General features: G+C 73.6%; 27 protein-coding genes. 10 read left to right on the top strand and 17 right to left on the bottom strand.

Annotated elements, in window-relative coordinates:
* Positions 1-8 precede the first annotated feature (8 nt).
* From ACZ4M8_RS25240 to ACZ4M8_RS25220, 5 genes are all read right to left on the bottom strand, one after another.
* Positions 9-1,322 (bottom strand): methyltransferase domain-containing protein, encoded by a 1,314-nt coding sequence (locus ACZ4M8_RS25240; RefSeq protein ID WP_467610976.1) that lies wholly within the window; start codon positions 1,320-1,322, stop codon positions 9-11.
* The gene (locus ACZ4M8_RS25235) at positions 1,319-2,215 is read right to left on the bottom strand and encodes an iron-containing redox enzyme family protein (protein ID WP_467610974.1); all 897 of its coding nucleotides are present in this window, start codon (positions 2,213-2,215) and stop codon (positions 1,319-1,321) included. The genes ACZ4M8_RS25240 and ACZ4M8_RS25235 overlap by 4 nt, the downstream gene beginning before the upstream one ends.
* Entirely contained in the window at positions 2,212-3,060 is an 849-nt protein-coding gene (locus ACZ4M8_RS25230; RefSeq protein WP_467610972.1) for a dihydrodipicolinate synthase family protein, read from the bottom strand. The genes ACZ4M8_RS25235 and ACZ4M8_RS25230 overlap by 4 nt, the downstream gene beginning before the upstream one ends.
* 87 nt (positions 3,061-3,147) lie before the next feature.
* Positions 3,148-3,666, bottom strand: a complete 519-nt coding sequence (locus ACZ4M8_RS25225; RefSeq protein WP_467610970.1) for a DUF6190 family protein — start codon at positions 3,664-3,666, stop codon at positions 3,148-3,150.
* On the bottom strand, positions 3,656-4,849 hold the full coding sequence (locus tag ACZ4M8_RS25220; RefSeq protein WP_467610968.1) for a pyridoxal phosphate-dependent aminotransferase: 1,194 nt from the start codon (positions 4,847-4,849) through the stop codon (positions 3,656-3,658). Before ACZ4M8_RS25220 ends, ACZ4M8_RS25225 begins: the two co-directional genes overlap by 11 nt.
* A 427-nt stretch (positions 4,850-5,276) precedes the next feature.
* Here ACZ4M8_RS25220 and ACZ4M8_RS25215 point away from each other — a divergent pair, with 427 nt between their 5' ends.
* Complete coding sequence (locus tag ACZ4M8_RS25215; RefSeq protein WP_467610966.1) at positions 5,277-5,888, top strand: TetR/AcrR family transcriptional regulator; 612 nt, start codon at positions 5,277-5,279, stop codon at positions 5,886-5,888.
* Between the two features lie 68 nt (positions 5,889-5,956).
* On the opposite strand, the gene ACZ4M8_RS25210 is transcribed toward ACZ4M8_RS25215, so the two are convergent.
* Together ACZ4M8_RS25210 and ACZ4M8_RS25205 are read right to left on the bottom strand one after the other, a co-directional pair.
* Complete coding sequence (locus ACZ4M8_RS25210; protein WP_467610964.1) at positions 5,957-6,532, bottom strand: YceI family protein; 576 nt, start codon at positions 6,530-6,532, stop codon at positions 5,957-5,959.
* 29 nt (positions 6,533-6,561) lie between these two features.
* Entirely contained in the window at positions 6,562-6,891 is a 330-nt protein-coding gene (locus tag ACZ4M8_RS25205; protein WP_467610962.1) for a rhodanese-like domain-containing protein, read from the bottom strand.
* A gap of 111 nt (positions 6,892-7,002) precedes the next feature.
* Between ACZ4M8_RS25205 and ACZ4M8_RS25200 the strand changes: the two genes are divergently transcribed.
* The gene (locus ACZ4M8_RS25200; protein ID WP_467610960.1) at positions 7,003-7,473 is read left to right on the top strand and encodes a MarR family winged helix-turn-helix transcriptional regulator; all 471 of its coding nucleotides are present in this window, start codon (positions 7,003-7,005) and stop codon (positions 7,471-7,473) included.
* A 113-nt stretch (positions 7,474-7,586) separates the two neighbouring features.
* Here ACZ4M8_RS25200 and ACZ4M8_RS25195 read toward each other — a convergent pair whose 3' ends face one another.
* A complete protein-coding gene (locus ACZ4M8_RS25195) occupies positions 7,587-8,423 on the bottom strand; it encodes an SGNH/GDSL hydrolase family protein (protein ID WP_467610958.1) in 837 nt (278 codons plus the stop codon).
* Between the two features lie 76 nt (positions 8,424-8,499).
* On the opposite strand from ACZ4M8_RS25195, the gene ACZ4M8_RS25190 reads away from it, so the two are divergent.
* Positions 8,500-9,123: a TetR/AcrR family transcriptional regulator gene (locus ACZ4M8_RS25190; RefSeq protein WP_467610956.1), complete on the top strand. Its 624-nt coding sequence runs from the start codon at positions 8,500-8,502 to the stop codon at positions 9,121-9,123.
* A 100-nt stretch (positions 9,124-9,223) separates the two neighbouring features.
* Here the strand turns inward: ACZ4M8_RS25190 and ACZ4M8_RS25185 are convergent, their stop codons facing one another.
* From ACZ4M8_RS25185 to ACZ4M8_RS25160, 6 genes are all read right to left on the bottom strand, one after another.
* On the bottom strand, positions 9,224-10,447 hold the full coding sequence (locus ACZ4M8_RS25185) for an FAD-dependent oxidoreductase (RefSeq protein WP_467610954.1): 1,224 nt from the start codon (positions 10,445-10,447) through the stop codon (positions 9,224-9,226).
* A gap of 175 nt (positions 10,448-10,622) precedes the next feature.
* On the bottom strand, positions 10,623-11,642 hold the full coding sequence (locus ACZ4M8_RS25180) for a hemolysin family protein (protein WP_467610952.1): 1,020 nt from the start codon (positions 11,640-11,642) through the stop codon (positions 10,623-10,625).
* Positions 11,639-12,982, bottom strand: a complete 1,344-nt coding sequence (locus ACZ4M8_RS25175) for a hemolysin family protein (RefSeq protein WP_467610950.1) — start codon at positions 12,980-12,982, stop codon at positions 11,639-11,641. Before ACZ4M8_RS25175 ends, ACZ4M8_RS25180 begins: the two co-directional genes overlap by 4 nt.
* A gap of 295 nt (positions 12,983-13,277) precedes the next feature.
* On the bottom strand, positions 13,278-14,561 hold the full coding sequence (locus ACZ4M8_RS25170; protein ID WP_467610948.1) for an acyltransferase family protein: 1,284 nt from the start codon (positions 14,559-14,561) through the stop codon (positions 13,278-13,280).
* A gap of 227 nt (positions 14,562-14,788) precedes the next feature.
* On the bottom strand, positions 14,789-15,223 hold the full coding sequence (locus ACZ4M8_RS25165) for a GNAT family N-acetyltransferase (protein ID WP_467610946.1): 435 nt from the start codon (positions 15,221-15,223) through the stop codon (positions 14,789-14,791).
* Between the two features lie 306 nt (positions 15,224-15,529).
* On the bottom strand, positions 15,530-16,447 hold the full coding sequence (locus ACZ4M8_RS25160) for a TIGR03621 family F420-dependent LLM class oxidoreductase (protein WP_467610944.1): 918 nt from the start codon (positions 16,445-16,447) through the stop codon (positions 15,530-15,532).
* A gap of 402 nt (positions 16,448-16,849) precedes the next feature.
* Here ACZ4M8_RS25160 and ACZ4M8_RS25155 point away from each other — a divergent pair, with 402 nt between their 5' ends.
* The 3 genes from ACZ4M8_RS25155 (at position 16,850) to ACZ4M8_RS25145 (ending at position 19,862) form a co-directional block, all read left to right on the top strand.
* Positions 16,850-17,359: a toxin-antitoxin system HicB family antitoxin gene (locus ACZ4M8_RS25155; RefSeq protein ID WP_467610942.1), complete on the top strand. Its 510-nt coding sequence runs from the start codon at positions 16,850-16,852 to the stop codon at positions 17,357-17,359.
* Positions 17,360-17,644: 285 nt separating this feature from the next.
* Positions 17,645-18,490 (top strand): DUF4097 family beta strand repeat-containing protein, encoded by an 846-nt coding sequence (locus ACZ4M8_RS25150; protein ID WP_467610940.1) that lies wholly within the window; start codon positions 17,645-17,647, stop codon positions 18,488-18,490.
* Positions 18,491-18,635: 145 nt separating this feature from the next.
* Positions 18,636-19,862 carry a cytochrome P450 gene (locus tag ACZ4M8_RS25145; RefSeq protein WP_467610938.1) on the top strand — a complete coding sequence of 409 codons (1,227 nt, stop codon included), beginning with the start codon at positions 18,636-18,638 and terminating at the stop codon, positions 19,860-19,862.
* Between the two features lie 219 nt (positions 19,863-20,081).
* Here ACZ4M8_RS25145 and ACZ4M8_RS25140 read toward each other — a convergent pair whose 3' ends face one another.
* Complete coding sequence (locus tag ACZ4M8_RS25140) at positions 20,082-20,720, bottom strand: GntR family transcriptional regulator (RefSeq protein WP_467610936.1); 639 nt, start codon at positions 20,718-20,720, stop codon at positions 20,082-20,084.
* A 180-nt stretch (positions 20,721-20,900) separates the two neighbouring features.
* Between ACZ4M8_RS25140 and ACZ4M8_RS25135 the strand changes: the two genes are divergently transcribed.
* From ACZ4M8_RS25135 to ACZ4M8_RS25120, 4 genes are all read left to right on the top strand, one after another.
* Positions 20,901-21,905: a DMT family transporter gene (locus tag ACZ4M8_RS25135; protein WP_467610934.1), complete on the top strand. Its 1,005-nt coding sequence runs from the start codon at positions 20,901-20,903 to the stop codon at positions 21,903-21,905.
* Between the two features lie 104 nt (positions 21,906-22,009).
* Complete coding sequence (locus ACZ4M8_RS25130) at positions 22,010-22,279, top strand: hypothetical protein (protein ID WP_467610932.1); 270 nt, start codon at positions 22,010-22,012, stop codon at positions 22,277-22,279.
* On the top strand, positions 22,276-22,647 hold the full coding sequence (locus ACZ4M8_RS25125; protein WP_467610930.1) for a fic family toxin-antitoxin system, toxin component: 372 nt from the start codon (positions 22,276-22,278) through the stop codon (positions 22,645-22,647). The genes ACZ4M8_RS25130 and ACZ4M8_RS25125 overlap by 4 nt, the downstream gene beginning before the upstream one ends.
* Before the next feature lie 218 nt (positions 22,648-22,865).
* Positions 22,866-24,128, top strand: coding sequence for an MFS transporter (locus ACZ4M8_RS25120; RefSeq protein WP_467610928.1), 1,263 nt, complete (start codon positions 22,866-22,868; stop codon positions 24,126-24,128).
* Here the strand turns inward: ACZ4M8_RS25120 and ACZ4M8_RS25115 are convergent.
* Positions 24,094-24,885 carry a class I SAM-dependent DNA methyltransferase gene (locus ACZ4M8_RS25115; protein WP_467610926.1) on the bottom strand — a complete coding sequence of 264 codons (792 nt, stop codon included), beginning with the start codon at positions 24,883-24,885 and terminating at the stop codon, positions 24,094-24,096. The two genes, ACZ4M8_RS25120 and ACZ4M8_RS25115, sit on opposite strands and share 35 nt — an antisense overlap.
* Positions 24,886-24,979: 94 nt before the next feature.
* Entirely contained in the window at positions 24,980-25,681 is a 702-nt protein-coding gene (gene bioD, locus ACZ4M8_RS25110; protein ID WP_467610924.1) for a dethiobiotin synthase, read from the bottom strand.
* Positions 25,682-25,730: the final 49 nt, after the last annotated feature.

The following is a 25,730-nucleotide window of genomic DNA, read 5'->3' as shown; positions in this document are numbered from 1 at the left end:
CGCCGGTGTCAGGAGTGTCCGGGCGTACCCGCCTCGCCCGTGCCGTACGGGCGGGTGCTGTGCGCGAAGCGGGCGACGGTGGTGGTGCCGGAGACCACCCGCCCCTCCCAGAAGTAGTGCTGGCCGAAGGAGCGGTCCGCTCCGGCGTCCCGGCCGAAGGTCAGCACGATCCGGTCGCCGCGCCGCACGGGCACCGCCTCGGCGACCGGCAGATAGCAGTGCTTCCAGCTGTCGGAGGTGGTCCGGGCCCGGTCCGGGCCGCCGGTGTCGTCCCCGGAGATGTCCAGGGCGACGGTGTCCGACAGGGTCGCGGTGAAGTAGCCCTTGAAACCGGTGAACACCCCGTCGCGGCGGACCGGGTAGACCAGCGGCAGCCGGTAGGCGGCGTCCGCGGCCCCGTCCGCCTGGAGGTCGTACGTCCTGGCCGGCCGGGGCGCGGCGAGGTACCCGTCCACCGGGAGGACCGCGTCGTAGTAGAGGTCGAACGGGCTGCGGGCCCCGCGCCGGCGCAGCAGCGCGGCGAACGCGGCGGCGCTGCCCGCGTCCTCGGGCACGCCGCGGGCCAGCTGGGCGTGGGCCCGCTCGGCGGCCACCGGGACGAGATGGCTCTCCACCCGGCGCGGCAGCATGGTGCCGCCGGGCTTGAGGAAGCGGCGCCGGGCGTCGGCGAGGATCGCGGCGAAGTTCTCGTTGTCGGCGAGGTTGCCCATGATCTCGGAGATCACCACATCCACCCGCTCGGGCAGCTCCAGATCGAAGGAGAGCCCGCGCAGGGGGTGGAAGCGGTCGCCGTATCCGGCGGCGGTCAGCCCTGCCACGGCCGTGTCGAGGACCGACGCGTTGAGGTCGATGCCGTAGACCCGGGCGGCTCCTGCGTCCAGCGCCCAGCGGGCCAGGATGCCGGTGCCGGTGCCCAGGTCGAGGACGGTGTCCCCGGGGCGTACGGCCTCCATGACCGCGGCCCGGAAGGCCGCCATCCGCAGCCGGTCGCCCAGCATCAGGTCGTGGAACCCGTCGTCCCACTCCAGCAGTTGCTCCGACGCCGGGAGCCAGATCTGCTCCGGCTCGTAGTCCTGCCCGAGGACACCGGCCCGGTGCACGGTGAGCGCGTCGGTGCCGGGACCGCTCACCGGGCAGCCGGTGGCCAGGTCGAAACCGCTGCGGTGCAGCGGGCAGACGATCCGCAGGGTGCGCGGGTTGACGTAGCCGTGCACGAGGCGGCCCTTGCGGTGCGGGCAGGCACCGTCGATGACGAACTCCCGGCCGGCGACCCGCACCCGCACCCGGTCGCCCGGCAGCTCTTCGAGCACCGTGTCCGTCATGCCGCCTCCCGCGCCCGCCGCACCGCCGCGTCGAAGGCGTCCCCGATCAGACCGGAGAGCAGCCGGGCGCCGGTCCACACCTTGGTGGGGTCGAGGCCGTGCACCGCTCCGTACTCCTTGATGGCCTGCTGCGTCTCCTCCCGGTGGAAGGTGTCGATGTGCAGGTGCTCGGTGTAGTAGCGGTCGTTGGCGATGCCGAGGCGGGCGCAGGCGCGGGCCTGGGTCCGGAAGGAGTCGGGGATGCTGGCCTCCAGATAGGCCAGCGCGCCGAGGAAGTACTCGACGTCCGGGGCGCGCTGGGTGAGCCAGTAGAAGACGTTGAGGAACTGGAAGGTCTCGTCGCCGGTGGTGTCGAGGAAGTGCTCGGTCTCCTGCGGCAGGCCCAGTTCGGCGAGGAGGTTGCGGTAGAGCTGGGAGTGCGCCTGCTGGAGGTTGCCGCAGCCGAACTCGTCGATCAGCACCCGCATCACGGCCATCTGCGCCCTGATGGGCAGCCGCGGTACCGAGGGGAAGAAGTTCTGTGCCTCGGTCAGTCCGTCGAGCGCGAACTCCCTCACCACGTAAGCGAATTGGTCGCGGGTGGCGTGCTCGGCGAGGTACTCCGCGGCCGGGCTTCCGGCCCGCTCCTCGGCGAGCAGGGCGTCCAGCCGCTCCGTCCACTCGGTGCGGGAGGCGACCGGTTCCGCGGCGTCGGTGAGCTGGGCGATCCGCGGCTCTATCCACCCCCTCTCCAGCTCCTCGATCTCCGCGAGGACCTCGGAGGTGGCGCGCGAACGGTTGAGGACGAACAGCCGCCGGTGGACGCTGCCCGGCCCCGGAGCCGCGGAGGACGCCCGTGTCCGTGCTCGCGTCCGTGTCGGTAATGCTGTCCGGCTGGGTGTCGTACTGCTCATGACAGGCTCTCTCCGCTCTCGACGGTGCTCCCGGTGGCGGTGGTCCGGTCGGTGCCGGCCGCACCGGGAGCGACCGTGCGGTCGGTCTCCAGTACGCCGCGCCGGCACAGCTCGGACTTGAGCGCGCGGTACCAGTCGTCGCGCTCCAGCCCGAACCGTGCGCAGGCAGCGGTGAGTTCGGCGGCCCGGTCCGCCGATGGGTCGGTGAACAGGGCCGCGCACAGGGCGGGTTCGACGTTGGCCAGGGCCAGGACGAACCCGTCGACGGGCCCGGACTCCAGCAGCAGATGTTCCAGCCCCTGGAGGACCGGCACCCCGGGACGGGCGGCGACCAGTTCCCGGGTGAACCGGCCGCTGCCCGCCGAGTCCTTGACACCTGCCACACCGGGCAGGGCGCAGATCCGCAGCAGGGTGGTGAGGTCGAGGGCGTTCCCGGACACCGCGGACTCGTGGTAGACGACCAGCGGCAGCCGGGTGGCCCGCGCCAGCCGTTCGTAGTGCCGGAACATCTCCTCCTGGGTGACGCCCGGCCCGTACGGGGTGGTCGCCGCCACGGCGCGGGCGCCCAGCCGCTCGGCGGCCCGCGCCCGGTCGGCGACCTCGTCCGTGGTGGGCCGCAGGGCGCCCGCCACCACCGGCAGCCCGCCGGCGTGCCGGACGGTGGCGGACACCATCACCTCCCATTGCGCGTCCGTCAGCGCGCCGCCCTCGCCGGTGCTCAGGGCCGGCAGCAGCGCGCCGGCGTACGGCCGGACGGAGGCGACCAGGCGCGCCACGGCCTTCCCGGACACCTCCCCGGCATCCGAGAGCGGCGTCACCAGCGCGACGGTCACCCCTGGGAACATGCTGTGCTCGCCTCCTTCGGTGCGGACGCCGGCGCGGGCGTCAGCACGGGCTCGGGTACGGATCTCCGGTGGGCACCGGCGCGTCGGTCACGGCGTGTCCACCGGTATCCGCAGGGCCAGCGACTGCTGGTACAGCTTCTCCAGCGGCTCGGGGAAGACCGGCTCGGGCCCGCTGACCGGAGCCGGGGCCGCGACGGGGAGTCCGCCGCGGGCGCCGTGCTCCAGCAGCCGGGCGCTGGCCGAGTACAGCCGTCCGTGCCGGTTGAGGACCATGCCCAGCAGCAGCCGCTCGTGCACGGGCAGCGTGCGGGGCGGCTCGCCGTCGAGCCCGCGGCGCACATCGTCCTCGTCGTACGGCGGGCGGGCGATGTCCATGACGGTGTGCAGGTTGTCCATGAACGGGTAGTACGCGTCCTGGAGTGCGCGGTCGAACCGCCAGATGGTGTCGTCGCAGCGGCCGACCTGTTCCTGGCTCATCACCACCCGGCCGTGCAGCCGGTCGGCGAAGAACGCCTTGCAGGCGCGCCGGAGCCGGTCGTCGGCGCTGTTCATCCCGAGGAACAGCGCGGCGTCCGCGTACGCGTCCGGCGCCGTGTCAGCGGGCATGACGGTCCAGCACCTCCCGCATCCGCACCATGGCGTCCGCGAAGAGTTCCGGCTCCCGGGCCAGCGCCAGCCGCACATGGGACTCGCCCTTGCCCGGCTGACTCCAGTAGAAGTACCGGCCCGGCAGGACGTACACCCCCTCGGCGCTCAGCAGCCGCTGCAGTTCGGTGGCGGTCAGCTCCGGATGGTTGATCCGGGCCCAGGCGACGCTGACCTTGGCGAGGGGTTCCTGGTATTCGAGGATCGAACCGTCCAGCGCCTTGCGCACCGCGTCACGGTTGACGGTGAGCACCTCACGGACCGAGGCGAGCCGGTCGGCGGTGGAGTCCTCGACGTACTGGGTGAGCATGTTCAGGACGAACGGTGAGACGTTGAGCAGGACGCTGGTGTGGAGGTTGTACACGTCCTCGCGGATGTCGTCGCTGGCGGTGACCATCGCCGCCTTGGCGTCCTGGACGGGCCAGGTCTTGCCGGTGTCCTCGATGGCCAGGTACGACACGCCCGAGGACTCCAGCAGTTCGTAGATGTCGAACCGCGCCGGCTCGGAGTCGAAGAGGGTGAAGGACGCGAAGCAGAAGTCGATGACCAGCAGCTTGTTGTGGTCCTTGCAGAAGCGGACCACCTCCTCGAAGCCCCGGCGGCCGTGCTGGAGCAGGGTGTGGCCGGTCGGGTTGTTGGGGTCGACGAGGAAGAGCGCGTCGGTGCGGACCCGGCGTTTGAGCTCGGCGTAGATGCGGTCCGGGTCGTGCAGCGCGGACTCGTCGATGGGGTAGAGCGGGACGTCCATGTTGGCGAGGACGTCGTAGAGGTTGTCGAAGCAGGGCTCGACGAGGGTGACGGCCATCCGCTGCCGCTTGAGGTACATCCCCACGACCATGGTGGAGATCGACGCGGCGTAGGAGAGCAGCGTCTTGTTCCTGGCCAGGGCGGTGGGCTGGCGGTGCAGCCGGAAGAACGCCTGGAGGAACTTCTGCTCGTAGGTGGCCTGCAGACCTTCCTCGGCCTCGTACCAGAGCTCGGGCAGCCGGGAGACGATGCGGTGCTGGCTCGCGGACTGCCGCTGGTGGGTGTGGGCGTCGGCGAGGTTGAACTTGGTGCGCAGTGCCTGGATCTCGTGCTGTGTCAGGTCGAGTAGTTCCTGACCGGGTTCGGCGGTGGTACGCGTGGTGCTGTGCGGGTTCATGGTTCCTCCAGTCACACACGGTGCTCATGGGCGCGGGCAGCGCGGCGCGTAGGTACGCGTCAACGCCCCGTCGGACGTGGGAGGTCATCGGCGCGGCCGCGGCGCAGGCGCCGGCATGGGCCGGCTGGTGGCATGGCGCGGTGCGCGGGATGTGCCGGCGTGTGTCGTCAGCCGGTGTGGCGAACGTCGCTCGGCCCGGACGACGGGCCGGGGCGGCATGGAGCCGCCGGTGGCGCGAAACAGGCGCGCTCGGTCAATCCAGTCACGATTCCCCCCGTAAACGGACTGTGGTCCGATTGGTGACTCTAGTCATATCCAGCCGCGGACGACAATCGATTTCCGGCCTACGGGGAGTGGGTAGGCTCCCTGGACCCTGTCCACACGACCGGCCCTTTCCGCCGGTGACCGTGGTGAGTGGAGGCTTCACGTGCATAAACAGCCAGTGGGCGAACTGGCCGATTTCGCCGTCCGCCCGCCCCGGGAACGCGCGGACGCCGCCCACAACCGCCGCCGGATCCTCGCCGCCGCGGCCCAGCTCTTCGCCGAACACGGGGTGGACGGCGTCTCTCTGGACACCATCGCGGCGCAGGCCCGGGTGGGCAAGGGAACGCTCTTCCGCCGGTTCGGCAACAAGGCGGGGCTGGCCGCCGCTCTCCTGGACGACCAGGACCGGGAGCTCCAGGAGCGCATCCTCTTCGGCCCGCCCCCGCTCGGCCCGGGTGCGGCGCCCGCCGAACGGATCGTGGCCTTCTTCGACGCCTATCTCCGGGTGCTGGAGGTGAACCTCGAACTGGTCCGGCTCTCCGAGACCGCGGCGCCGGGCGCCCGCTACCGGGTCGGCTCGTACGGTTTCTGGCAGCGCCATCTGGCGATCCTGCTGGCCGAGGCGCAGCCCGAGCTGGACGCGGAGTGCACCGCGCACCTGCTGCTGGCACCGCTCGACGCCGACCTCCAGCACGCCCTGGAGGAGCGGGGGTTCGCGCACGGGCGGACCCGGGAGGCGGTCGGCAGGCTGGTGCGCCGCATGGTGGGCGGCTGACGCCGAGGCGCGCGCGGGCCCGGGGCGTGTGGCCATGCCCCGGGCCCGCGCTTTCCCCCTCGGACCGGTCAGACCTCCCGGACCGCTTCCAGCTCCAGCGCCAGCTCGATCTCCTTGGAGACCAGGATGCCGCCGGTTTCCAGCGCCATGTTCCAGGTCAGGCCCCAGTCCTCGCGGTTGACCTTGCCGTGGGCCGAGAAGGCCGTGCGGTCGTTGTCCCACGGGTCGCGGGCGTAGCCGAGGTAGTCGACGGCGAGGGTGACCGGGCGGGTGACGCCCTTGATGGTCAGCTCGCCGGTCAACGTGCCGCTGGTGCCGTTCCACGTCACCGACGTCGAACTGAAGGTGGCCTTCGGGTGGTTGTCCACATCGAAGAAGTCCTTCGAGCGGAGGTGGTCGTCGCGGGCCTGGTCGCCGCTGTCGACGCTCGCCATGTCGATCACCGCGGTGACCTTGCTGTCCTCGGGCCGCTCGCCGACCTCCACGGCCGCGTCCACCGCGGTGAAGCGGCCGCGCACCTTGGTGAGCATGAAGTGCCGCCCCACGAAGCCGACTTCGGCGTGGCCGGGGTCGACCTTCCAGACTCCGGCGGCCGGCAGCTCGACCCCGCCGAGTGTGCGGGTCGGAGTGGTTCCACTGGTCATGATGAGTCCTTCCCCGTGATGTCGGAGGGTCAGGCGCCGGTCTCGGTCGGCAGCCCGGCCGCGATCCAGTCGTCCTTGCCCGCCTCGTACTCGTGGACGTTGGTGTAACCCAGCTCGGCCAGGCGCTCGGCGGCGATCTGCGAGTTGGGGCAGGGCAGGTTGGCGCAGTACACGATGACCTCGGCCTGCTTGTCGGGCAGCAGACCCGGGGCCAGCGCGTCCACCGCGTCGTGCGGCAGGTTGAGGGCGCCGGGCAGGTGGGCCTTGGTGTAGTACTCCGCGGGCAGTGTCTCGACCACCGTGGCGGTCCCCGCGTCGATCTTCTTCTGTACCTCGTCGCGCGTGATCTTCCGGACCATGTGCGTCACACCTCCGTTGGATGACGATCGGATGCCGTTCATCGATCTGTGCGTACGCACGCACCTTAACAGGTGCGTGCGCGCGCACGCAACGCTGGATATACTGAGCCGGTGAGCGACGCGAAGAACCAGGGAAAACACCGACTGGACGCCTGGCGTGCCCTGCTGCTGGCGCACAACGCGGCCGTGCGCGCCATCGAGACCGATGTGCAGCGGGACGGGCGGATCCCGCTCACGTGGTACGACGTGCTGCTGGAGCTCAAGGGCGCGGGGGAGCGCGGCCTGCGGATGCAGGAGGTCGCCAACCGGGTCGTGCTCAGCCGTACCCGGGTGAGCCGGCTGGTCGACGAGATGCAACGGGTCGGCCTGGTGACCAAGCAGCCCGACCCCGCCGACAAACGGGTCTCCTGGGCGGCCATCACCGAGGAGGGCGCAGCGGCGCTGAAGGAGACCGCGCCGGTCTACCTGCGCAGCATCCGCCGCCACTTCTCCGCCCATCTGACGGACGAGGAGGCAGCGGTGATCACCGGGGCGCTGCTCAAGGTCGCCCGGGGAGGCGGCCCGGAGATCCACGGGGCCTGAGGCCCGGGATCTCCGGACGGTTCGCGGTGCGGCGCCGGTCCGGTGGCCACGGGCGCCGGGCGGGCGAGGGCCCGGGGGCGTACGGTGCGCGGCCGTCGGGCCGGGGCTCCGGGTCAGGGGTCCAGCCGGCGCCAGTCGGTCACGGGGCCGGGGCTGGTGTGGTCCGCGGGGGTGACCCAGAAGGCTCTGCCCAACTCGGCGTTGAACTGGGCGCCCGCCCGGTTGTCGCCGGAGGAGCGGCCGGTCAGCCGGCGGCCGATCCACGGCACCAGATGCTCGCGGGCGAACCGCAGGTCCGAGGAGCGGCGCGTGCGCCAGCCCGGTGCCACCGCGGGCGGCAGCGGGGCGTCCCAGTCGCTCTCCGCGCCGAGCCCCAGCGCCTGCCAGACGGCCTCCGCCACCCGCCGGTGGCCCTCGGCGTTGAGGTGCAGCCGGTCGTCGGCCCACATCCGCGGATCGGCCAGCGCCCGGGAGGCGTACAGGTCGACGACGAGCGCGCCGTGCCGGGCGGCGACCGCGTCGATGTGCGCGTACAGCTGCTCCATCCGCGGCCGGAAGCGCTCCAGGACCGGGCCCTGGCGGCCGGGGCTGCGCATCAGCACCAGCTGTCCGCCGCCGCGGGCGAGCACCGCCGCCGCGGCGGAGAACCGTTCGCAGACCTGCGCCACGTCGCACTTGGGCCGCAGGACGTCGTTGAGCCCGCCGACCAGCGTCACCAGATCGGCGCCCATCGCGGCCGCGGGCCCGGCCTGGTCGTCGGCGATCTGCGCGATGAGCTTGCCGCGCACGGCGAGGTTGGCGTAGCGGAAGCCGGGGGTGCGGGCGGCGAGGCGGGCCGCGAGCAGATCGGCCCAGCCGCGGTAGGAGCCGTCCGGCAGGCCGTCCGACATTCCCTCGGTGAAGCTGTCGCCGACCGCGACAAAACTGGTGTAGCGGGCATTCATCTCCATGGCGCGGCGATCCTATCCCGCGGTGTACGGTCGGCTTCCGGCCGGTACACGACGAACGAACAGGGGTGGGTCCGCGATGACGCCTCGCCGCGGTGCGGACGGCGCCACACCGACCTTCACGGAGAGCGCCCGCAGGCAGCAGCTGATCGACTGCACCATCGAGCTGATCGCCGGCCGCGGCTACCCGGCGACCTCGCTCGCCGCCATCGCCGAGCGCGCGGGCCTGTCCAAGGCGGCGGTCCTCTACCACTTCTCCTCCAAGGACAACCTCACCCGCGCCACGCTCACGCAGGTGCTGGAGGCGTTCGCCGCCTATGTCACCGCGCAGGTGGCGAAGGAGAGCGACCCCGGGGAAGCGGTGCTCGCCTACGTCCGGGCGATGATCGGCTACCAGCGGGCGCACCGCAGCCAGGTCCGGGTGATCACCGAGATGCTGCTCGACGACGCGGGCGGCACCCGGCTGAAGACCCCCGGCTCGCACGACACCCACGGCCGCTGGCAGTTCCTGGCCGCGCTGCTCGCCGCGGGTCAGGACGCCGGGCGGGTGCGCCGTTGCGACACCAAGACCGTCGCGCTCGCCATCGGCGGTGCCATCGACGGCGTCATCGCGCACTGGCTGGCCCACCCCGAACTGGATCTGGACGCGGCCACCGCCGAACTGGAGGCGTTCACGCGGTACGCGATCGAGCCGCGGGACTGAGCGCGCGGGCGGTCCGCCCGGCCCGCCCGGTCCTGGTCCCCTGCGGCCTGCGGGTCCGGGGCGCGGCCGGACCCCCGTACCGCCCGCGCCCCGGACCGGCTCAGTCCCGCCGGGCGAACGGCGGGGCGTGTTCCGGGCGGATGCCGATCGCGCCCAGGTAGCCGGTGACCGTCCGCAGCGGCGGCACCCGGCGCAGCAGCCGCAGCATCGGCGGCAGGCGGCGCGGGTCGAGGGTGTCGCCGAGGGCGGCGGCGATCAGCCCGTGTTCGGTGTGCTGTGCCTTCTGCGCGACGGTCAGCGGCAGCCGGCGGCGGCGCTGGACGCGCGCCAGATCGCGGACGGAGACGGTGCCCGCGCGCAGCGGACCGGCGAGGATCCGGGCGGCGGCGACGGCGTCCTGGAGCGCGATGTTGACGCCGACGCCGCCCACCGGCGACATGGTGTGCGCCGCGTCCCCGATGCAGAGCAGCCCCGGCCGGTACCAGCGGCGCAGCCGTCCGAAGGTCACGTCGAGGAGTTTGACGTCGTCCCAGGAGCCGATGGCGGCGGTCACCCGCGCGTCCCAGCCGAAGAGGGCGCCGAGCCGGTCGCGCAGCCACTGGATGTCGTGGCGGCGCAGCTCCGCGTCACGGCCCTTGGCGATCAGGTACGAGGTCTGGAAGTAGGCGCCGCGGTCCATGGTGACGGCCGCCTGCCCGCCGCCGAAGCGGGCGAAGACCCGGCCGGACTTCAGGGAGTCGGCCGGGGCGTCGACCCGTACCTGCCAGACGTCCATCGGTACGTCGAACTGCTCCTGGCGCAGTCCGGCGGCGGCCGCCACGACCGAGCCGCGGCCGTCGCAGGCGACGGTGAGGTCCGCGGTGAGGGTGCCGGCCCGGCCGTCCGCGTCGCGCAGGCGCACGCCCCGCACCCGGCCGCCCTCGGTCAGCAGCCCGGTGACCTCGGTGCGCATCCGCAGTTCGAAGGAGGGCTCGGCGGACGCGGCGCGGGCGAGCAGGGCGAGGAAGTCCCACTGCGGCACCATCGCGATGTACGGGTGCCGTCCGGGCAGGTGCCGCATGTCGGCCATGACGACGGTGGTGTCCCCGATCCGGGTCCGCATCTCGGTCAGCCGGGGGAACGGGATCGCGGCGAACTCCGCGCCGAGCCCGAGTTCGTCGAGGAGGCGCAGGGTCGAGGGGTGGACGGTGTCGCCGCGGAAGTCGCGCAGGAAGTCGCCGTGCTTCTCCAGGACGGTGACGTGCAGCCCCGCCCGTGCCAGGAGCAGGCCGAGCATCATTCCGGCGGGTCCGCCGCCCACGACGCAGCAGGTGGTGCGTGCCATTTCTTCGTTCCCCCAGGTGTCCGGCCGCCGCCGTACGCCCACGGCGGCGCGACCGGCCGGCGCGTGCGGCGCACGCTGTCTGACCGATCGGTCAGTAAACTAACCGATCGGTCAGCCGCGGGGAACCGGGGGTGCCGTACGGGCCGTACGGAGAGGCGGTCCGGCAAAGGCGGGCTCAGGCCGCCGGCTGCTGGAGCACCAGCTCGCGCAGGACGTCCTCCATGGTCACCAGCCCGGCCAGCGTGCCGCCCTCGCCGATCACCGCGGCCAGGTGCGTCCGGGAGCCGCGCATCGCGGTCAGCACGTCGTCCAGCGGCGTCGCCGCCCGTACCCGCGCGATCGGCCGCATCGCCGACACCGGGAACGGCACCTCCCGCGGCATCGCGTCCAAAGCGTCCTTGACGTGCAGATATCCCACGATCCGATGGGTGTCGTCGACGACCGGGAAGCGCGAGAAGCCGGACGCCGCGGCCAGCCGCTCCAGGCCCTCCGGGGTGATCCCCAGACCCGCCGAGACGACCTTCTCCACCGGCAGCACCACATCGCGCACCGGCCGCCGGCCCAGCTCCAGGGCGTCCCGCAGCCGCTCCTTGGCGCGGTCGTCCAGCAGTCCCGCCGCCCGCGAGTCGTCGACCATCCGGGCCAGCTGATCGTCCGAGAACGTCGCCTCGACCTCGTCCTTGGCCTCCACCCGCAGCAGCCGGAGCGCACCGTTGGCCAGCTTGTTGATCGCGAAGATCACCGGGCGCAGCGCCCGGGTCAGCGCCACCAGCGGCGGGCCCAGCAGCAGCGCGGTGCGCACCGGCTCGGCCAGCGCCACGTTCTTCGGCACCATCTCGCCGAAGAGCATGTGCAGATAGGTCGCCAGCGCCAGCGCGATCACGAACGAGACCGGGTGGACCAGCGCGTCCGGTACGGACACGGCGTGGAAGACCGGCTCCAGCAGATGGGCGATGGCCGGTTCGGCGACCGCGCCCAGCACCAGCGTGCACAGCGTGATGCCCAGCTGCGCGGTGGCCAGCAGCGCCGAGACGTGCCGGAGCCCCCACAGCACCCGGTGCGCCCGGCGGTCGCCCTGCTCGGCGTGGGGTTCGATCTGGCTGCGGCGCACCGAGATCAGTGAGAACTCGGCGCCGACGAAGAACGCGTTGACGACGAGGGTGAGCAGCCCGACGAAGATCTGCAGTGCGGTCATCGGGCGGCCTCCTGCCCCCGGTCACCGGGTGGTTCCGGGAGGGGCGCGCGCAGCAGCACCCGCGCGGCGCGGCGACCGGACGCGTCGAGCACGTCCATCGTCCAGCCCGCCACCTCCAGCGTGTCGCCCTCGGCCGGGATACGGCCCAGACCCGCGGCGATCACCCCGGCCAGCGTCTCGTACGGGCCCTCGGGCAGCCGCAGTCCGATGCGGGCGAGCTGGTCGGTGCGGGCGGCGCCGTCGGCGTGGTAGAGGGCGTGGCCCTCGGCGTCGCTGCCCGCGGGCGCGAGGTCGGGGGTCTCCATCGGGTCGTGCTCGTCGCGGACCTCGCCGACCACCTCCTCGACGATGTCCTCCAGCGTGACGACGCCCGCGGTACCGCCGTACTCGTCGATGACCACGGCCATGGTGCGCTTGCCGGAGAGCCGGTCGAGGAGCTGGTCGACCGGGAGGGTGGCCGGGACCAGCAGCGGTTCGCGGAGCATCCCGGCGACCGGGCGGCGGGCGCGCAGCCCGTCCGGTACGGCCAGGACGTCCTTGATGTGCGCGACGCCGACGACGCTGTCCAGGCTGCCGCGGTAGACGGGGAAGCGGGACAGTCCGGTCGCCCGCGTCGCGTTGGCGACGTCCTCGGCGTTGGCCAGGACGTCGAGGGCGGTGACCTGGACACGGGGCGTCATGACGTTCTCGGCGGTGAGGGCCGGGAGGTTGAGGGTGCGGACGAACAGCTCGGCGGTGTCCGGCTCCAGCGCGCCCTCCTCGGCGGAGTGCCGGGCCAGCGCCACCAGCTCCTGCGGCCCCCGGGCGGAGGCCAGCTCCTCGGCGGGCTCCAGCCCCATCCGGCGCACGGCGTGGTTGGCGGTGGTGTTGAGATGGGCGATGAGCGGGGAGAACGCGGCGCTGAACGCCCGCTGCACCCCGGCGACCCGCTTCGCGACGGGCAGCGGGCTGGAGATCGCCCAGTTCTTGGGCACCAGCTCGCCGACGACCATCAGGACGACGGTGGAGAGTGCCGTGCCGAGGATCAGCGCGACGGACTCGGCGGCGCCGTGCGACAGCCCGAGCGCGTCGAGCGGTCCGGCGAGCAAGGTGGCCAGCGCCGGTTTGGAGAGCATGCCGATGACCAGACCGGTCACGGTGATGCCCAGCTGAGCGCCGGAGAGCTGGAAGGTCAGACGGCGGACCGCCTTGAGCGCACTGCCCGCGCCGCGCTCGCCGCGCTCCACGGCGCGTTCGAGATCGCTGCGCTCGACGGTGGTCAACGAGAACTCGGCCGCGACGAAGACGCCGCAGGCCAGCGTCAGCAGGAGCGCCAGGGCCAGGAGGAGCAGCTCGGTCATCGGGTCACCTCCGTCCCATGATCGAACAGGATCCGGAGGTTCGCGCTCTGTCGAAAGCGGGCTCGGCAACTGGGAGGCTCGCCCATGGCTGGACGCTCACACACCTTTCGCAGGGGAGTCGTACGGAGCGCCGGGCGCGCCGCGTACGGGGGAAGAGACCCCACCATGGTAAAGGATGGGCAAAAGGCGGGACGGTGAGCGCGGTGTGATGCTGCTGGGTGTGCGGAAGGGGCCGCCTCCGGGGAGACGGCCCCTCGTCATGCTCCTGCGTCTTCCCGCGCCGGTCGTGCCCGTGTCAGACGCCGCTGGTCACCGGCTGCGCAGCCGGCTCCGCGCCGCCCGCCGCCCGGTGCGGCGCGGCGCCGTCCTCCCGGTCGCGCCGCGGGCCGTTCTCCGGGGCGGCAGGGGCCGGGCGATCGGTCGCGTTCATCCCGCGGACGAGGTGGCGCCGCAGCAGGCGTCCTCCGGGGCGGTCGACGAGGCGGTAGAGCGCGTAGGAGAGCAGCAGGGCGAAGGCGAGGCCCGCCGCCACCGACGGCAGGAGGCCCAGTCCGGGCGCCAGCTGGAGCAGCCCCTTCGCCACCGGTACGCCGATGCTCTGGTGCACCAGGTAGAACGGGTAGGTGAGCGCGCCCGCCGTGACGAGGGCGCGCCACCGTATCCGGGCCAGCGGGCCGAACGCCGCGAGCGCCAGGACGACGAGGAAGAAGGTGAGCAGCGCGGCGCACGCGCCCCAGGAGAGCGCGCCGCCCGCGGCGGGCTTCACGGTGTGCCCGGCGACCCGCGCGTGCAGCACCGTCAGCTCGTAGCACCAGGCGAAACCGGCCAGCAGCCACAGGACGAGGTTCTGTCCGAAGCGGTACATCAGGTACAGCGCGATCCCGGTGACGAACAGCCCCGCGTACTGGCTCAGCACCAGCGCGTCGAGCGTCTCGGAGTGGAGTTCGCGGGCGAGCAGCGCCAGGGTCAGCCAGGCACCGCAGAAGGCGATCATGCGGCGGTAGGTGATCCCGATGAAGAGCATCAGCGCCATCAGCAGGTAGAACCGCGCCTCCACCCACAGCGTCCAGGCGACGCCGTCGATGAGCGTCAGTCCCATCGGGCCCGGAGCCATCGTCAGATTCCCCAGCACCGTCCGGAGGTCGATCGGTGTCGCCGCGTCCAGATGCGCGACCCGCGCGGTCAGCACCAGCGCGACGACGAGCAGCACCGCGCACCAGTACGTGGGGAACAGCCGGGAGACGCGGGAGACGACGAACTGCGCGGGCGTGCGGCCCCAGCAGCTCATGCAGATCACGAACCCGCTGATCAGGAAGAAGAACTCCACGCCCAGCCAGCCGTACCGGCTCAGCTCGTGCAGCACCGGAACGCTCTCCCGCAGGTTGTGAGCGCCCCAGAAGTGCGGGGTGGTCGTCCCCAGGAAGTGGTACGCGGCCACCGCTGCGGCGGCCAGCAGCCGCAGTCCGTCGATGGCGGCCAGGCGCGGTCCGCCGGGCGGGGGCAGGGGGGCGCCGTCCGTCCGGTTCGCCGCGGGCGCGCGCCCCTTCCGGGCGGGAAGTAGCGAAGTGCCCCTGAGCACGGTGGTCCTCCAGACGAATCGAGCGCCCCGCCGGGTGTGACGGGTGGCCGACTATATAACGCGTGTATACGCACGATGTATATGGGTGGGTGTTGAGGGCCGGGGGAGGTCAACTTGCCCATGGGAAAGGTGATTCGGAGGGAGAAGGGTGAATCCTACGGACGTTCCGGGCAGCCCGGATCATCCGGCGGGAAGCCCTCGGGGACCTGTGGGCGCGACAAGGCGGCTCAGCCCTCGGCGGGCAGCGGCTTCACCCAGCGTCGCCAGTGGTCCTCACGGTGGTAGCCCGCCGCGGCCCAGGTGTGGTGCGCCGGTTCGTTGGCCTCCAGGACCATCGCGTCGATCCGGCGGCCGCCCAGCGCGCGGAACCGCGCCTGCGCCGCCTCCATGAGCGCGGTGGCCACACCCTGCCGGCGATGCCCGGGATGGACCGCCAACCGGTAGGCCGAGCACCGCCATCCGTCGAACCCGGCGATGACCGTCCCCACCAACTCCCCGTCCCGCTCGGCCAGCAGGAGGGATTCGGGGTCGCGGGTCAGCAGCCGGGTCATGCCGTCGTGGTCGTCGCTGATGCTGGTGCCCTCCGCCGCCGTACGCCAGAAGCCGAGTACGGCGTCGATGTCGGAGAGGCGGGCGTGGCGGATGCGCGGCTGATCACTCATGCTCCCATCCCATCAACGGCCCCCGCGCGGCGTCGAACCCCTTCCACGATGCGGGCGGTGGCGCCCCCGTAGGGCCCCGCGGCCGCACCGTGCGCAGCCGCGGGGCCCTGCCGCCCGCCACCGGGCCGCATGCCGTGCCGCGCGGGGTCGCGAGCCCTGCCGGTGACGTCGGCCGGGGCCCCGGCGCGCCAGGGGCTCCGCGCGCCCGCGGCTCCGCGCGCCGGGGGCCGGGGCGCGCCGGGCCCTGCCCACCGGGGCGGCGGCCCGCTCCTCCCTCCCGCACGCGCCGGGCCCGCGCCCCGGCCGTCAGCCGCGCCGCACCTCCTCCATCACCGACGCGAACTCCTCCATCACCGACGCGAACTCCTCCATGACCGGATCCAGCACGGTGATGTACGAGAACCCGAAGCGCTCGCGGCGCTCGCGGAGTTGCTCCGCCATCTCGGCGGGCGTGCCGAGCAGCACCGTCGGCGCGGCCAGCAGCTGCTCCGCGTCGAGCCCCACGCCCTCCGCCGCCAACTCCCGCGCCGCGGCCCGGCGGTCACCGGTCACCACCACCCGCTGGATGAGGATGTTCCGCTCCGCCGGCTCGGTGCGCCCGGCGGCCTCCTCGTACGTCGCGTAGCGGGCCACCGACGCGGCGACCTCCTCGGCGGAGAGCAACTCCAGCGTGCCCTCGGGGCGTCCGGCGGCCTGCCGAACGCCGGAGAAGGCGGCGGTCTGCGCGTGCCGGGCGGCCAGCCGCAGCATTCGCGGGCCGTTGCCGCCGATCAGCAGGGGCGGGCCCGGCCGCTGGGCCGGACGCGGGGTGAAGTCCGGGTCGCCCAGCAGCCGGTCCAACTCCTCCACGGTGCGCGTCAGATGGTCGACGCGCTCGCCGGGGGAGCCCCAGGGCAGCCCGGCAGTCTCGTGCTCGGCGCGGACGTAGCCGGTGCCCAGCCCCAGCTCCAGCCGCCCGCCGGTGAGCGTGTCGGTCGTCGCCACCTCACGGGCGAGCAGCGCGGGATTGGTGAAACCGGCGTTGAGGACGAAGGTGCCGACCCGTGGCCGGCTGGTCACCTCCGCCGCGGTGACCAGTGCCGGGAACGGTGCCGGACGGCCGAGATGGTCCGGGACGAGCAGGGCGTCGTAGCCCAGCTCCTCGGCCCGGCGGCAGGTCTGCCGCCAGGTCGTACCGGTGTCGATGGAGAGGATGTTGAGTCCGAAGCGGAACGGTCGGGACATGGGACCCCCTGAGTGGCGGGCGCCCGAAGCCCGGCGCCCGTGGGCGTGTTCGGTGATGGCCGAACGGGCCCATGCAACCAGATGGGTCCGACAGCCGGGGCGCCGAGCGGGCGCGATGGGGGATCACGGGAGGTACGTCCGGGCGGGGGCGCTGCCTGGGGCTCGCTCTCCTCCGGCGCGGAAGGTGACGTCACGTGGCACCTCGTGGCGCCATCTGGTGCCACATGGTGCCAGATGGCGCTGGTCCGGGCCTCCGTAGCCTTCCGGAAACTCGCGGCTGCGCCACTGACCGACTCGAAATCCGTACGTTTCCGCAGGTCATGACGGGTGAAGGAGAGCCCGCTGCGACACTGGCGCCATGTGGGCTTGCGTGTGGTGCCACTATGGTGCCATGATGACGCCATGGATCTCACCCCGTATGTCGAAACCCTGCGCCGTGATCTCGCGGTGGCCGCCGAAGCAGGCGGGGAGGGCGCCCGTGAGGTGGCGGAGCGGCTGACGGCTCCGCTGGAGTCGGCGGCCCGGCTCGCCATGCTGCAGGTGCTCTCCGCCGCGATGGACGAGATCACCCGCGACCTGGCGCCCGGCTCGGTCGATGTGCGGCTGCGGGGGCTGGACCCCGAGTTCGTGGTGACGCCGCCGCCGGCCGCCGAGGTGCCGGAGAGCGCCCCCGGGTCGGCCCCGGCGCCGCCGCCCGCCGAGGCGGAGGAGGGCGGCACGGCCCGGGTGAACCTCCGGCTCCCGGCGCACCTCAAGGCGCGCGCCGAGGAGGCCGCCGGCCGCGAGGGCCTGTCGGTCAACGCCTGGCTGGTACGGGCGGTCTCCGCCGCGGTCGACGGCGACCCCCGGCCGACCGCCGCCCCCCGACGGGCCCACGCCGTCGGCCAGAGCTTCACGGGCTGGGTCCGCTAGGGCACCTCGTCGGCCTTCGCCGGGCCGGGCATCCGGCGCCGCACCGCGCGGACACCCGCCCGTGGCAGGTACTTCGCCACGGCGCATGTCACCCGACGCCGCGCCCGATCCCCTGAAGGCCGACGAGACGCCCCCAGGGCGCCCCGCCCGGCGGGAGTCCGGCGACCGGCCCGGTACGCCCGCCCCGCACCACCGGTACCGCCCCGGCGCCTCCCGCGCCGGAATCCACCACACACCCGTCCCACCTGCGGGGACGGCCCACCGACTCTTGAGGACGGTAGCGCCATGCCTTCTTTCGACACCCCCGGACCGATCACCGTCACCGCCCAGGTCGACGCCGGTTCGATCCGCTTCCTGGCGGGCGACCGCCCGGACACCGCCGTCGAGGTACGGCCCCGCGAGACGGGGCGGGAGCGCGACGTGCGCGCGGCCGAGCAGACCGAGGTCGGATACGCGGGCGGGGTCCTGACGGTCCGTACGCCCAAGCCGCGCTCCCTCTTCGGGCGGACCGGCACCGTCGATGTGACGGTGGAACTGCCCGCGGGCTCGGACGTCGAACTGACCGGCGCCTGGACGCAGGTGCTGGGCGAGGGGCGGCTCGGTGAGGTCCGGGTGAAGACCTCGTCCGGCGATGTCCGCCTCGACGAGACCGGCCCGCTCCGGCTGACCGCGGCCCACGGCTCGGTCACCGTCGGCCGGGTCGAGGGCGCGGCCGAGATCGGCACCAGCTCCGGCAGCCTGCGCGTCTCCACCCTCGACGGCCCCGCCGTCCTGAAGAACGCGCACGGCGCCACCACCGTCGGCACCGTCACCGGCGAACTGCGGGTCAGCGGCGCCCACGGCGACATCGACATCGCCCGCGCCGAGGACTCGGTCACCGCCACCACCGCCCACGGCGCGCTGCGGCTGGCCGACGCCGCCCGCGGCACCGTGCGCCTGGAGACCTCATCCGGCTCCATCGAGGTCGGCATCCGCTCCGGCACCGCCGCCTGGATCGACGCCGCCTCCGGCTCCGGCCAGGTACGCAACGCGCTCGCCGCCGCCGAGGCCCCGGGGAAGACCGAGGACACCGTCGAGGTCCACGCCCGCACCCGCCACGGCAACATCGACGTCCTGCGCGCCCGCGCCTGACCGCCGGGCCGGCCCGCCGGTCCGCCGCCTCCGGACACGTCACCCCTCGTACGGGGAGAGGACGTGGCCCTACTTGTCATGCCCATATCCACATAGCCCGGGGCCGGCCGCGCCCACCGGCCGGCCCCGTACGGAAGGACCTCCCATGCGCCACACCGAACCCGTCCCGCACGGCCTGCCCATGGAGCGCGACGCCGGCCCCTTCGACCCGCCCCGCCGCATCAGCCGGCTGCGCGAGGCCCGCCCCGTCAGCCCGCTGCTCTTCCCCGACGGCCACGAGGGATGGCTCGTCACCGGTCACGAGGAGGCCCGCCGGGTCCTGGCCGACCCCCGTTTCAGCTCCCGCCAGGACCTCGGCGTCCTCCACGTGCCGTACGAGATCCCGGGCATGCCCGTCCTGACCGAACCGTCGCCGCAGGTGCCGGGTCTGTTCATCGCCATGGACCCGCCGGACCACACCCGGCTGCGGCGCAAGCTCACCGGCGCCTTCACCGTCAGGCGGATGAAGAACCTCGAAGCGCACATCGCCGAGATCGTCGAACACCGGCTGGACGCCGTCGTGCGCCTGACCCCGCCGGTCGACCTGGTCCAGGAGTTCGCGCTGCCGGTCCCGTCACTGGTCATCTGCGAACTGCTCGGCGTCCCCTACGACGACCGCGCCGCCTTCCAGGCCGACTCCGCCCGCTTCATGGTCAAGGAGCAGCCGATCGACGAGAAGATGGCCGCGTACACCGCGCTCACCTCCTACCTCGCCGCGCTGGTCACGCGTAAGCGCGCCGAACCCGGCGACGACCTCCTCTCCGACCTGACCCGCCACGACGACCTCACCGCCGAGGAACTGACCGGTATCGCCTTCCTGCTGCTGCTCGCGGGGCACGAGACCACCGCCAACATGCTCGCCCTGGGCACCTTCGCCCTCCTGGAGCACCCCGCACAACTGGCCGCGCTGCGCGCCGATCCGGGCCTGATGCCCGGCGCCGTCGAGGAACTGCTGCGCCACCTGACCGTCGCCGACATCTTCTACCGCTACGCCACCGAGGACATCGAACTCGGCGGCGAGACCGTCCCCGAGGGCTCCACCGTCGTCCTCTCCCTGCTCGCCGCCGACCGCGACCCCCGCCGCTTCGACGACCCCGACGCCCTGGACGTCCACCGCAACGCCCGCGGCCACCTCGCCTTCGGCCACGGTGTCCACCAGTGCCTCGGCCAGCAACTGGCCCGTATCGAGATGCGCGCCGCCCTCACCGCGCTGCTCCGCCGCTTCCCGGACCTCGCCCTCGCCGTCCCCGCCGACGAGGTACCCCTGCGGACCGACATGAACATCTACGGCGTCCACGCCCTGCCGGTCACCTGGACGGAGACGGCCCCGTAGGCGCGGCGGGGGCTCCGGCGGGCATCCGTGTCCCGGGGCGGGCGGTGCGTACGGTCACCGGCCGGAGACCGGTCCGGAGCCGGTCCGGAGCCGGGCCGCTGCCGGGGCCGCCGGGCGCCGCACCGCCGGGACCGGCAGCAGCCCGGGGCGTACGGGGCGCGCGCCCGGACCCGGCCCTCGCCCGGCCCGCCGCCCGTACCGCCGGGACGGCTCCGCCGCTCAGTCCGGCGTGTCCAGACCGCCCCAGATCTCCCCGGACAGCTCCACCGCGGTCTCCGTCGCACCCGCCGCGCACGCGTCGATCAGCGCGTCGTGGCGGGCGGCGGAGGCGCGGGCCGCCGCCCCCGAGAACCGGCGCCGCTCCCGGCGCCGCAGCAGCGGCGTGTAGCGGCGGATGGTCTCGGCGAGCGCCGCGTTGCCGCACACCTCGACGGGGACGGCGTGCAGCGCGTCGTCCGCGGCCAGCGCCGCCGAGACGTCCTCGGCGTCCAGCGCCCGGACGAAGTCCGCGTTGGCCGCCCGCATCCGCGCCAGGTCGCCGCCGGTCAGCCGGGGCACCGCCGCCCGCACGGCCAGTGCGTGCATCGCCCGGACCACCGCCAGCGCGTCCCGGGTCTCCCGTTCGTCGACGGGCGCGACCCGCGTGTAGCTCTGCGGCTTCGACACCACCAGACGCTCCCCGGCCAACCGCGCCAGGGCCTGGCGGACCGGCGCGCGGGAGAGCCCCAGGCGCGCGGCCAGCTCGGCGTCGTTGAGTTTCTGCCCGGGAGGCAGCTCACCGGAGACGATCGCCTCCAGCAGCGCGTCGTACGCCTCGTCGCGCAGCAGCCTTCTCGGGACCGGTTCCAGTGCGGTCACCCGGCGATCCTAAGCGCCCGTCCCGGCACCGGCCGGACGGCGGCGGGGGCGGGGGACCGGCCCCGCAACGGGTGCCGTACGGTGACCGCACCCACTGACATTTCAGATGTCAGTGCGCGACGCGGACGGACGGTGCGGCGCGACAGCGGCGGACACCACGGAGAAATCGGAGAGACGACAGTGCGGATACGCCCCGGCGGCCGGACACCGGCCCTCGCCACGCCCATGGCCCTCGGCGTCCTCGCCGCCGCCGGATTCGCCATGAGCTTCGTGCTCAACCGCGGAATGAGTCTGTCCGGCGGTTCCTGGCTGTGGACCGCGAGCCTGCGCTACCTCTTCATGGTGGCGCCGATGACCCTCCTGGTCGCGGTGCGCGGCGGCCTGCCCGACGTGCTGCGCAGCCTGCGCGCCCGCCCCGCCCGCTGGCTCCTGTGGTCGACGGTCGGCTTCGGCCTCTTCTACGCGCCGCTGGCCTGGGCCTCCCAGGCGGGCGCGGGCTGGCTGGTCGCCTCGACCTGGCAGCTGGTCATCGTCGCGGGCATCGCCATCGGCGCCCTGGGCGGCGCCCGCGTCCCGCTCCGTACCGTCCTGGTCTCCGCGCTGATCGTCCTCGGTGTCGTCCTGACCCAGCTGGAACACGCCGGCGGTACGGGTGTGTCCACCGCGCTGACGGTGGTGGTGCCCGTCCTGATCGCGGCCGTCGCCTACCCGCTCGGCAACCGCATGCTGCTCGGCACCGACGGGCTCGACGGCGTCCAGCGCACCCTGGCGATGACGCTGGGCTCGCTGCCGCTGTGGCTGGTGCTGGCGGCCGTCGCGGGCGTCACCGCGGGGCCGCCGTCCGGCGGGCAGCTGGTGCAGTCCGTGATCGTCGCGCTGGCCTCCGGGGTCCTCGCCACCACCCTCTTCTTCCGCGCGACCGACCTCGTCCGCCACCACCCCGCGGGGCTCGGCGCGGTCGAGGCCACCCAGGCCGCCGAGGTCCCGTTCACGCTGCTCGGCGAGGCACTGCTGCTCGGCGTCGCGGCACCCGCGGCCACCGGCCTGCTCGGGCTCGCGCTGATCCTCGCCGGGCTGTGCGTGCATGCCCTCGGCCACGGGCCCGCCGACGGCGGCGGCGCGCCGCCCGCCGCGGAAGCGGTCTCCCCGCCGGTCCCGGTCGCCCCTAACGGCCGCGACGCCTGAACCGCGCCGGGACATGCGCCGCGGAACGGAGCGGGGCGCACGGCCCCGTTCGCCGGGCCACCCGCCGCTTGCCGGTGCTAGCGGATGCGCGCTAGCGTGAAGGCGTGGCGAAAACACAGTTGAACGTCCGTGTGGACGAAGCCACCGCCGAAGCGGCCCGGGAGCGCGCCCTGCAGCGGGGAGTGAGCGTGAATCGCTATATCGAGGAACTCGTCCTCCGGGACGCCGGCGAGGTCGGCCAGACCTTCGTCGAGGCGGCCTCCGACTTCATGAAGCAGTACGAGCGCGTCTTCGCCGAGGAATTCGGGCGGGGCGCGGCGGGGCCCGCGCACGGCGCGGCCGGTGGCAGGGAAGGACACCCGGGCAAGAAGTGACCCTCCGCATCGACCTCGCCTGGCTGCTCCTCGTCGCCGAACAGCACACCCCGGGCGATCCCGCGGTTACCGACTGGGGCGCCCTCGTCGCCGCCGTCGCCCGCCACGAGGCGGAGATCATCGGCGTCCCCGTCTACACCGACCCGCAGGACCGCGCCGCCGCCCTTCTCCAGCTCCTGCTGCGGGTGCCCGCGCTGGAGCGGTCCAACGCCATGTTCGCGACGGCCGTGGCCTACGGCTACCTCGTCGCCAGCGGCCTGAAGATCGCGACCTCGCCCGAGCGGGTCCGCGACCTCGCCCGCCTCGTCAAGGACGACACCACCGAGCTGTCCGCCATCGCCGACGAACTGCGCAGCTGGACGGTCTGACACCGCCACCGGGGCCGCCGGACCCCTTGACCGGACGCCCGTGCGAAAAGATCGCGCCACGCCCCCTAGAATGGCCCTTCGGCCCCGCGCGCGGCCGGACACGGTGGGCACGCGGCACCGGCGGCATCCCGTACGGGAGACACCGACCGCCTTCGGCCCGGCTGCTGACCTCCAGGTCGCCAGACCGCCCCCGCTCCGTACGCAGCACTGAAGGACGCATGCCCCAGCACCCCGCGCCGCCGGCACCCCCGCACCCCTCCGAGACGACGGACGCGGCGCCCGACGCCGCCGCGGACCGCTACGCCCGCAAGGCCGTCGTCGCCTCCGCCGTCGGCTACGGGCTCGAAGGTTTCGACCTCCTCATCCTCAGCTTCGCGCTCTCCGCCGTCACCGCCGGACTGCATCTGACCTCCACCCAGGCCGGATCGCTGACCACCCTCACCCTCATCGGCTGTGTCGCCGGCGGCCTCCTCTTCGGGATGCTCTCCGACCGCCTCGGCCGGATCCGGGTGCTGTCCTGGTCGATCGTGCTCTTCGCCGTCTTCACCGGCGCCACCGCCCTCGCCCAGGACTTCCCGCAGCTCGCGGCCTTCCGGTTCCTCGCCGGGATGGGCATCGGCGGTGAGTTCGGCATCGGCATGGCGCTCGCCGCCGAGGCGTTCCCCAGCCGCAAACGCGCCCGCGGCACCTCGTACGTCGGCCTCGGCTGGCAGGCGGGTGTCCTCGCCGCCGCCCTCGTCTCCGCGCCCGTCATCAACGCCTGGGGCTGGCGGGCCCTCTTCGCGCTCGGTGTGGTGCCCGCCCTCGCCGCGTTCCTCTTCCGCCGCACCATGCACGAGCCGGCCGCGTTCACCGCCGCAGCCGGCCGCGCCCGCCCGGCCACCGCACCGCTGCGCAGCCTCGTCGACACCCCCGCCGCACGCCGCGCCACCCTCGGCGTCCTCGTCCTGACCTCCGTCCAGAACTTCGGCTACTACGGCCTGATGACCTGGCTGCCCAGCTACCTCTCCCAGCAGTTCGGCTACAGCCTCACCAAGTCAGGCGCCTGGACCGCCGTCACCGTCCTCGGCATGGCCTGCGGCATCCTCGCCTTCGGCCACCTCGCCGACCGCATCGGCCGCCGCCCCACCTTCTGGCTCTTCCAGGCGGGCGCGGTCGTGACCGTCCTCGCCTACGCCACCCTCACCACCCCCGTAGCCCTGCTCATCGGCGGCGCCGTCATGGGCGCGTTCGTCAACGGCATGACCGGCGGCTACGGCGCGCTCATCGCCGAGCTGTACCCCACACACGCCCGCGCCACCGCACAGAACGTCCTGTTCAACCTCGGCCGCGGCGTCGGCGGCTTCGCCCCGCTCCTCGTCGCCCTGGTAGCCGGAACCTACGGCTTCCAGAAGGCCATCGGCCTCCTCGCCGTCCTCTACGTCCTCGACATGGCCGCGATGTTCCTCATCCCCGAACGCAAGGGCGCGGCGCTGGACTGAGCCCCGCGACGGTGATGATCTCGGGGCTCGCCGGGGTCAGCGGGGAGCGGTCCCAGTCGCCGTAGCGTTCCTCGACGGTGAACCCCGCCTCGGCCAGGAACCCGTCGAGCACCTCCGCGGGCAGGAAGCGCAACGTGCTGTCCGCCCGGACGGGACGTGGCAGACCCGGCCCGGTGAGAGTGGTGGTGAAGCGCACCAACCCGCCGGTCACGGGCTGCCGCACCCGGTGCGCGATCCGGGCCCGCGCACCGTCCGGGCCCCTCACCTCCCGCGCGTGCTCGGGGGTCCACCGCTCCCATGCCCGCGCCCCCGGATTGCGCGTCTCGAACACGAACCGCCCGCCGGGGACCAGCGCCCGGCGGACGACGGCGAGCGCGGCCCGCAGCTCCGCGTCGTCGCACAGCACCTGGAAGGCGTGGCCGGTCATCACCACGAGGTCGAACTCCGGCGCCGCGCCGACTCCGCCCAGCCGCGCCGGGTCGGTGGTGGCGCCCAGACCGGCCGCGATCCAGGTGATGTCGCCGGGGCCGCCCGCCCGCGCTCGGGCCAGCATCGCCGGGTCCGGGTCGAGACCGCAGAGCCGTCCGCGATGGCCGTGCACGCGGGCGCGGTGCAGCAGGGTGCCGGTGCCGCAGCCGACGTCGAGGACGGCGCCGGCCCGCATCACCGGATCGAGGAAGAAGTCGTCGCAGGCACCCCAGGGATTGCAGGCGTCGTACCAGTGCGCCAGAAGTCCGGCGTCGGTCAGACCGGTCATGGCGGCCAGTGTGCCGGGGACGGGGCGGCCGGGGAGCGGATTTCCGCCCGGCGGACGGCCCTGCGGGAGTACGCCCTGCCTCGGCCGCCTCCCTTCACTCCGGCACCCGGAACGCCCCCGACCCCCCGAGCGCCGGCGCCAGCCACCCCGTGGCCGCCGAGCGGAACGCGCCCGGCGGCAGGCTTCCGGCGCCCTCCGGCACCAGGCCGAGCAGCGGGGCGTTCGCCGCCGTGGGCAGGTCGGTGAGGTTGCAGCGGGAGGCCAGATCGGGTTCGGCTGGCCAGTTGCCGATCACCACGCCCGCGCAGCGCAGGCCGTGGGTACGCAGGGCCAGTGCGGTCAGCGCGGTCGTGTTGAGCGTGCCCAGCCCCGCCTCCGTCACCATCAGCACCGGTGCGTCCGCCCGCCGCGCCGCGTCCGCGAGGGTGCTGCCGTCCGCGTCGAACTGCACCAGAAGCCCGCCCGCGCCCTCGACCAGCACCAGATCGTGCGAGGCCGCCAGCTTCTCCGCGGCGTCGGCGACCTCCTGCGGTCCGACCGGGGCCAGGCCCGCCCGCGCCGCCGCCGTCGCCGGGGCCAGCGGCTCGGGGAACCGCGCCAGTTCCGCCGTCGTCACCGCTCCCGCGAGCCGCGCCACCTCCGCCGCGTCGCCCGGCTCGTCCGGCCCGACGCCGGTCTGCGCGGGCTTGAGCACCGCCACCGAACGGCCGGCCGCGAGCGCCGCCGCCGCGAGCGCCGCCGTCGTCACGGTCTTGCCGATACCGGTACCGGTACCCGTCACGAACAGCACCGTCATGGTGCCTCCTTCCGTCTTGTCGTACCTGGCCCCGTAGCCGCGGGCGCCC

Source organism: Streptomyces sp. NPDC027185, from assembly GCF_055567035.1.
The sequence above is the reverse complement of the archived record's forward strand: the minus strand, read 5'-3'. Positions and strand labels throughout refer to the sequence as shown.

Coding starts and splice junctions, on each gene's coding strand:
- ACZ4M8_RS25240 (WP_467610976.1), bottom strand. CDS start 1,322: ATGACGGACACGGTGCTCGAAGAGCTGCCGGGCGACCGGGTGCGGGTG.
- ACZ4M8_RS25235 (WP_467610974.1), bottom strand. CDS start 2,215: ATGAGCAGTACGACACCCAGCCGGACAGCATTACCGACACGGACGCGA.
- ACZ4M8_RS25230 (WP_467610972.1), bottom strand. CDS start 3,060: ATGTTCCCAGGGGTGACCGTCGCGCTGGTGACGCCGCTCTCGGATGCC.
- ACZ4M8_RS25225 (WP_467610970.1), bottom strand. CDS start 3,666: ATGCCCGCTGACACGGCGCCGGACGCGTACGCGGACGCCGCGCTGTTC.
- ACZ4M8_RS25220 (WP_467610968.1), bottom strand. CDS start 4,849: ATGAACCCGCACAGCACCACGCGTACCACCGCCGAACCCGGTCAGGAA.
- ACZ4M8_RS25210 (WP_467610964.1), bottom strand. CDS start 6,532: ATGACCAGTGGAACCACTCCGACCCGCACACTCGGCGGGGTCGAGCTG.
- ACZ4M8_RS25205 (WP_467610962.1), bottom strand. CDS start 6,891: ATGGTCCGGAAGATCACGCGCGACGAGGTACAGAAGAAGATCGACGCG.
- ACZ4M8_RS25195 (WP_467610958.1), bottom strand. CDS start 8,423: ATGGAGATGAATGCCCGCTACACCAGTTTTGTCGCGGTCGGCGACAGC.
- ACZ4M8_RS25190 (WP_467610956.1), top strand. CDS start 8,500: ATGACGCCTCGCCGCGGTGCGGACGGCGCCACACCGACCTTCACGGAG.
- ACZ4M8_RS25185 (WP_467610954.1), bottom strand. CDS start 10,447: ATGGCACGCACCACCTGCTGCGTCGTGGGCGGCGGACCCGCCGGAATG.
- ACZ4M8_RS25180 (WP_467610952.1), bottom strand. CDS start 11,642: ATGACCGCACTGCAGATCTTCGTCGGGCTGCTCACCCTCGTCGTCAAC.
- ACZ4M8_RS25175 (WP_467610950.1), bottom strand. CDS start 12,982: ATGACCGAGCTGCTCCTCCTGGCCCTGGCGCTCCTGCTGACGCTGGCC.
- ACZ4M8_RS25165 (WP_467610946.1), bottom strand. CDS start 15,223: ATGAGTGATCAGCCGCGCATCCGCCACGCCCGCCTCTCCGACATCGAC.
- ACZ4M8_RS25160 (WP_467610944.1), bottom strand. CDS start 16,447: ATGTCCCGACCGTTCCGCTTCGGACTCAACATCCTCTCCATCGACACC.
- ACZ4M8_RS25155 (WP_467610942.1), top strand. CDS start 16,850: ATGGATCTCACCCCGTATGTCGAAACCCTGCGCCGTGATCTCGCGGTG.
- ACZ4M8_RS25150 (WP_467610940.1), top strand. CDS start 17,645: ATGCCTTCTTTCGACACCCCCGGACCGATCACCGTCACCGCCCAGGTC.
- ACZ4M8_RS25145 (WP_467610938.1), top strand. CDS start 18,636: ATGCGCCACACCGAACCCGTCCCGCACGGCCTGCCCATGGAGCGCGAC.
- ACZ4M8_RS25120 (WP_467610928.1), top strand. CDS start 22,866: ATGCCCCAGCACCCCGCGCCGCCGGCACCCCCGCACCCCTCCGAGACG.
- ACZ4M8_RS25115 (WP_467610926.1), bottom strand. CDS start 24,885: ATGACCGGTCTGACCGACGCCGGACTTCTGGCGCACTGGTACGACGCC.
- bioD (WP_467610924.1), bottom strand. CDS start 25,681: ATGACGGTGCTGTTCGTGACGGGTACCGGTACCGGTATCGGCAAGACC.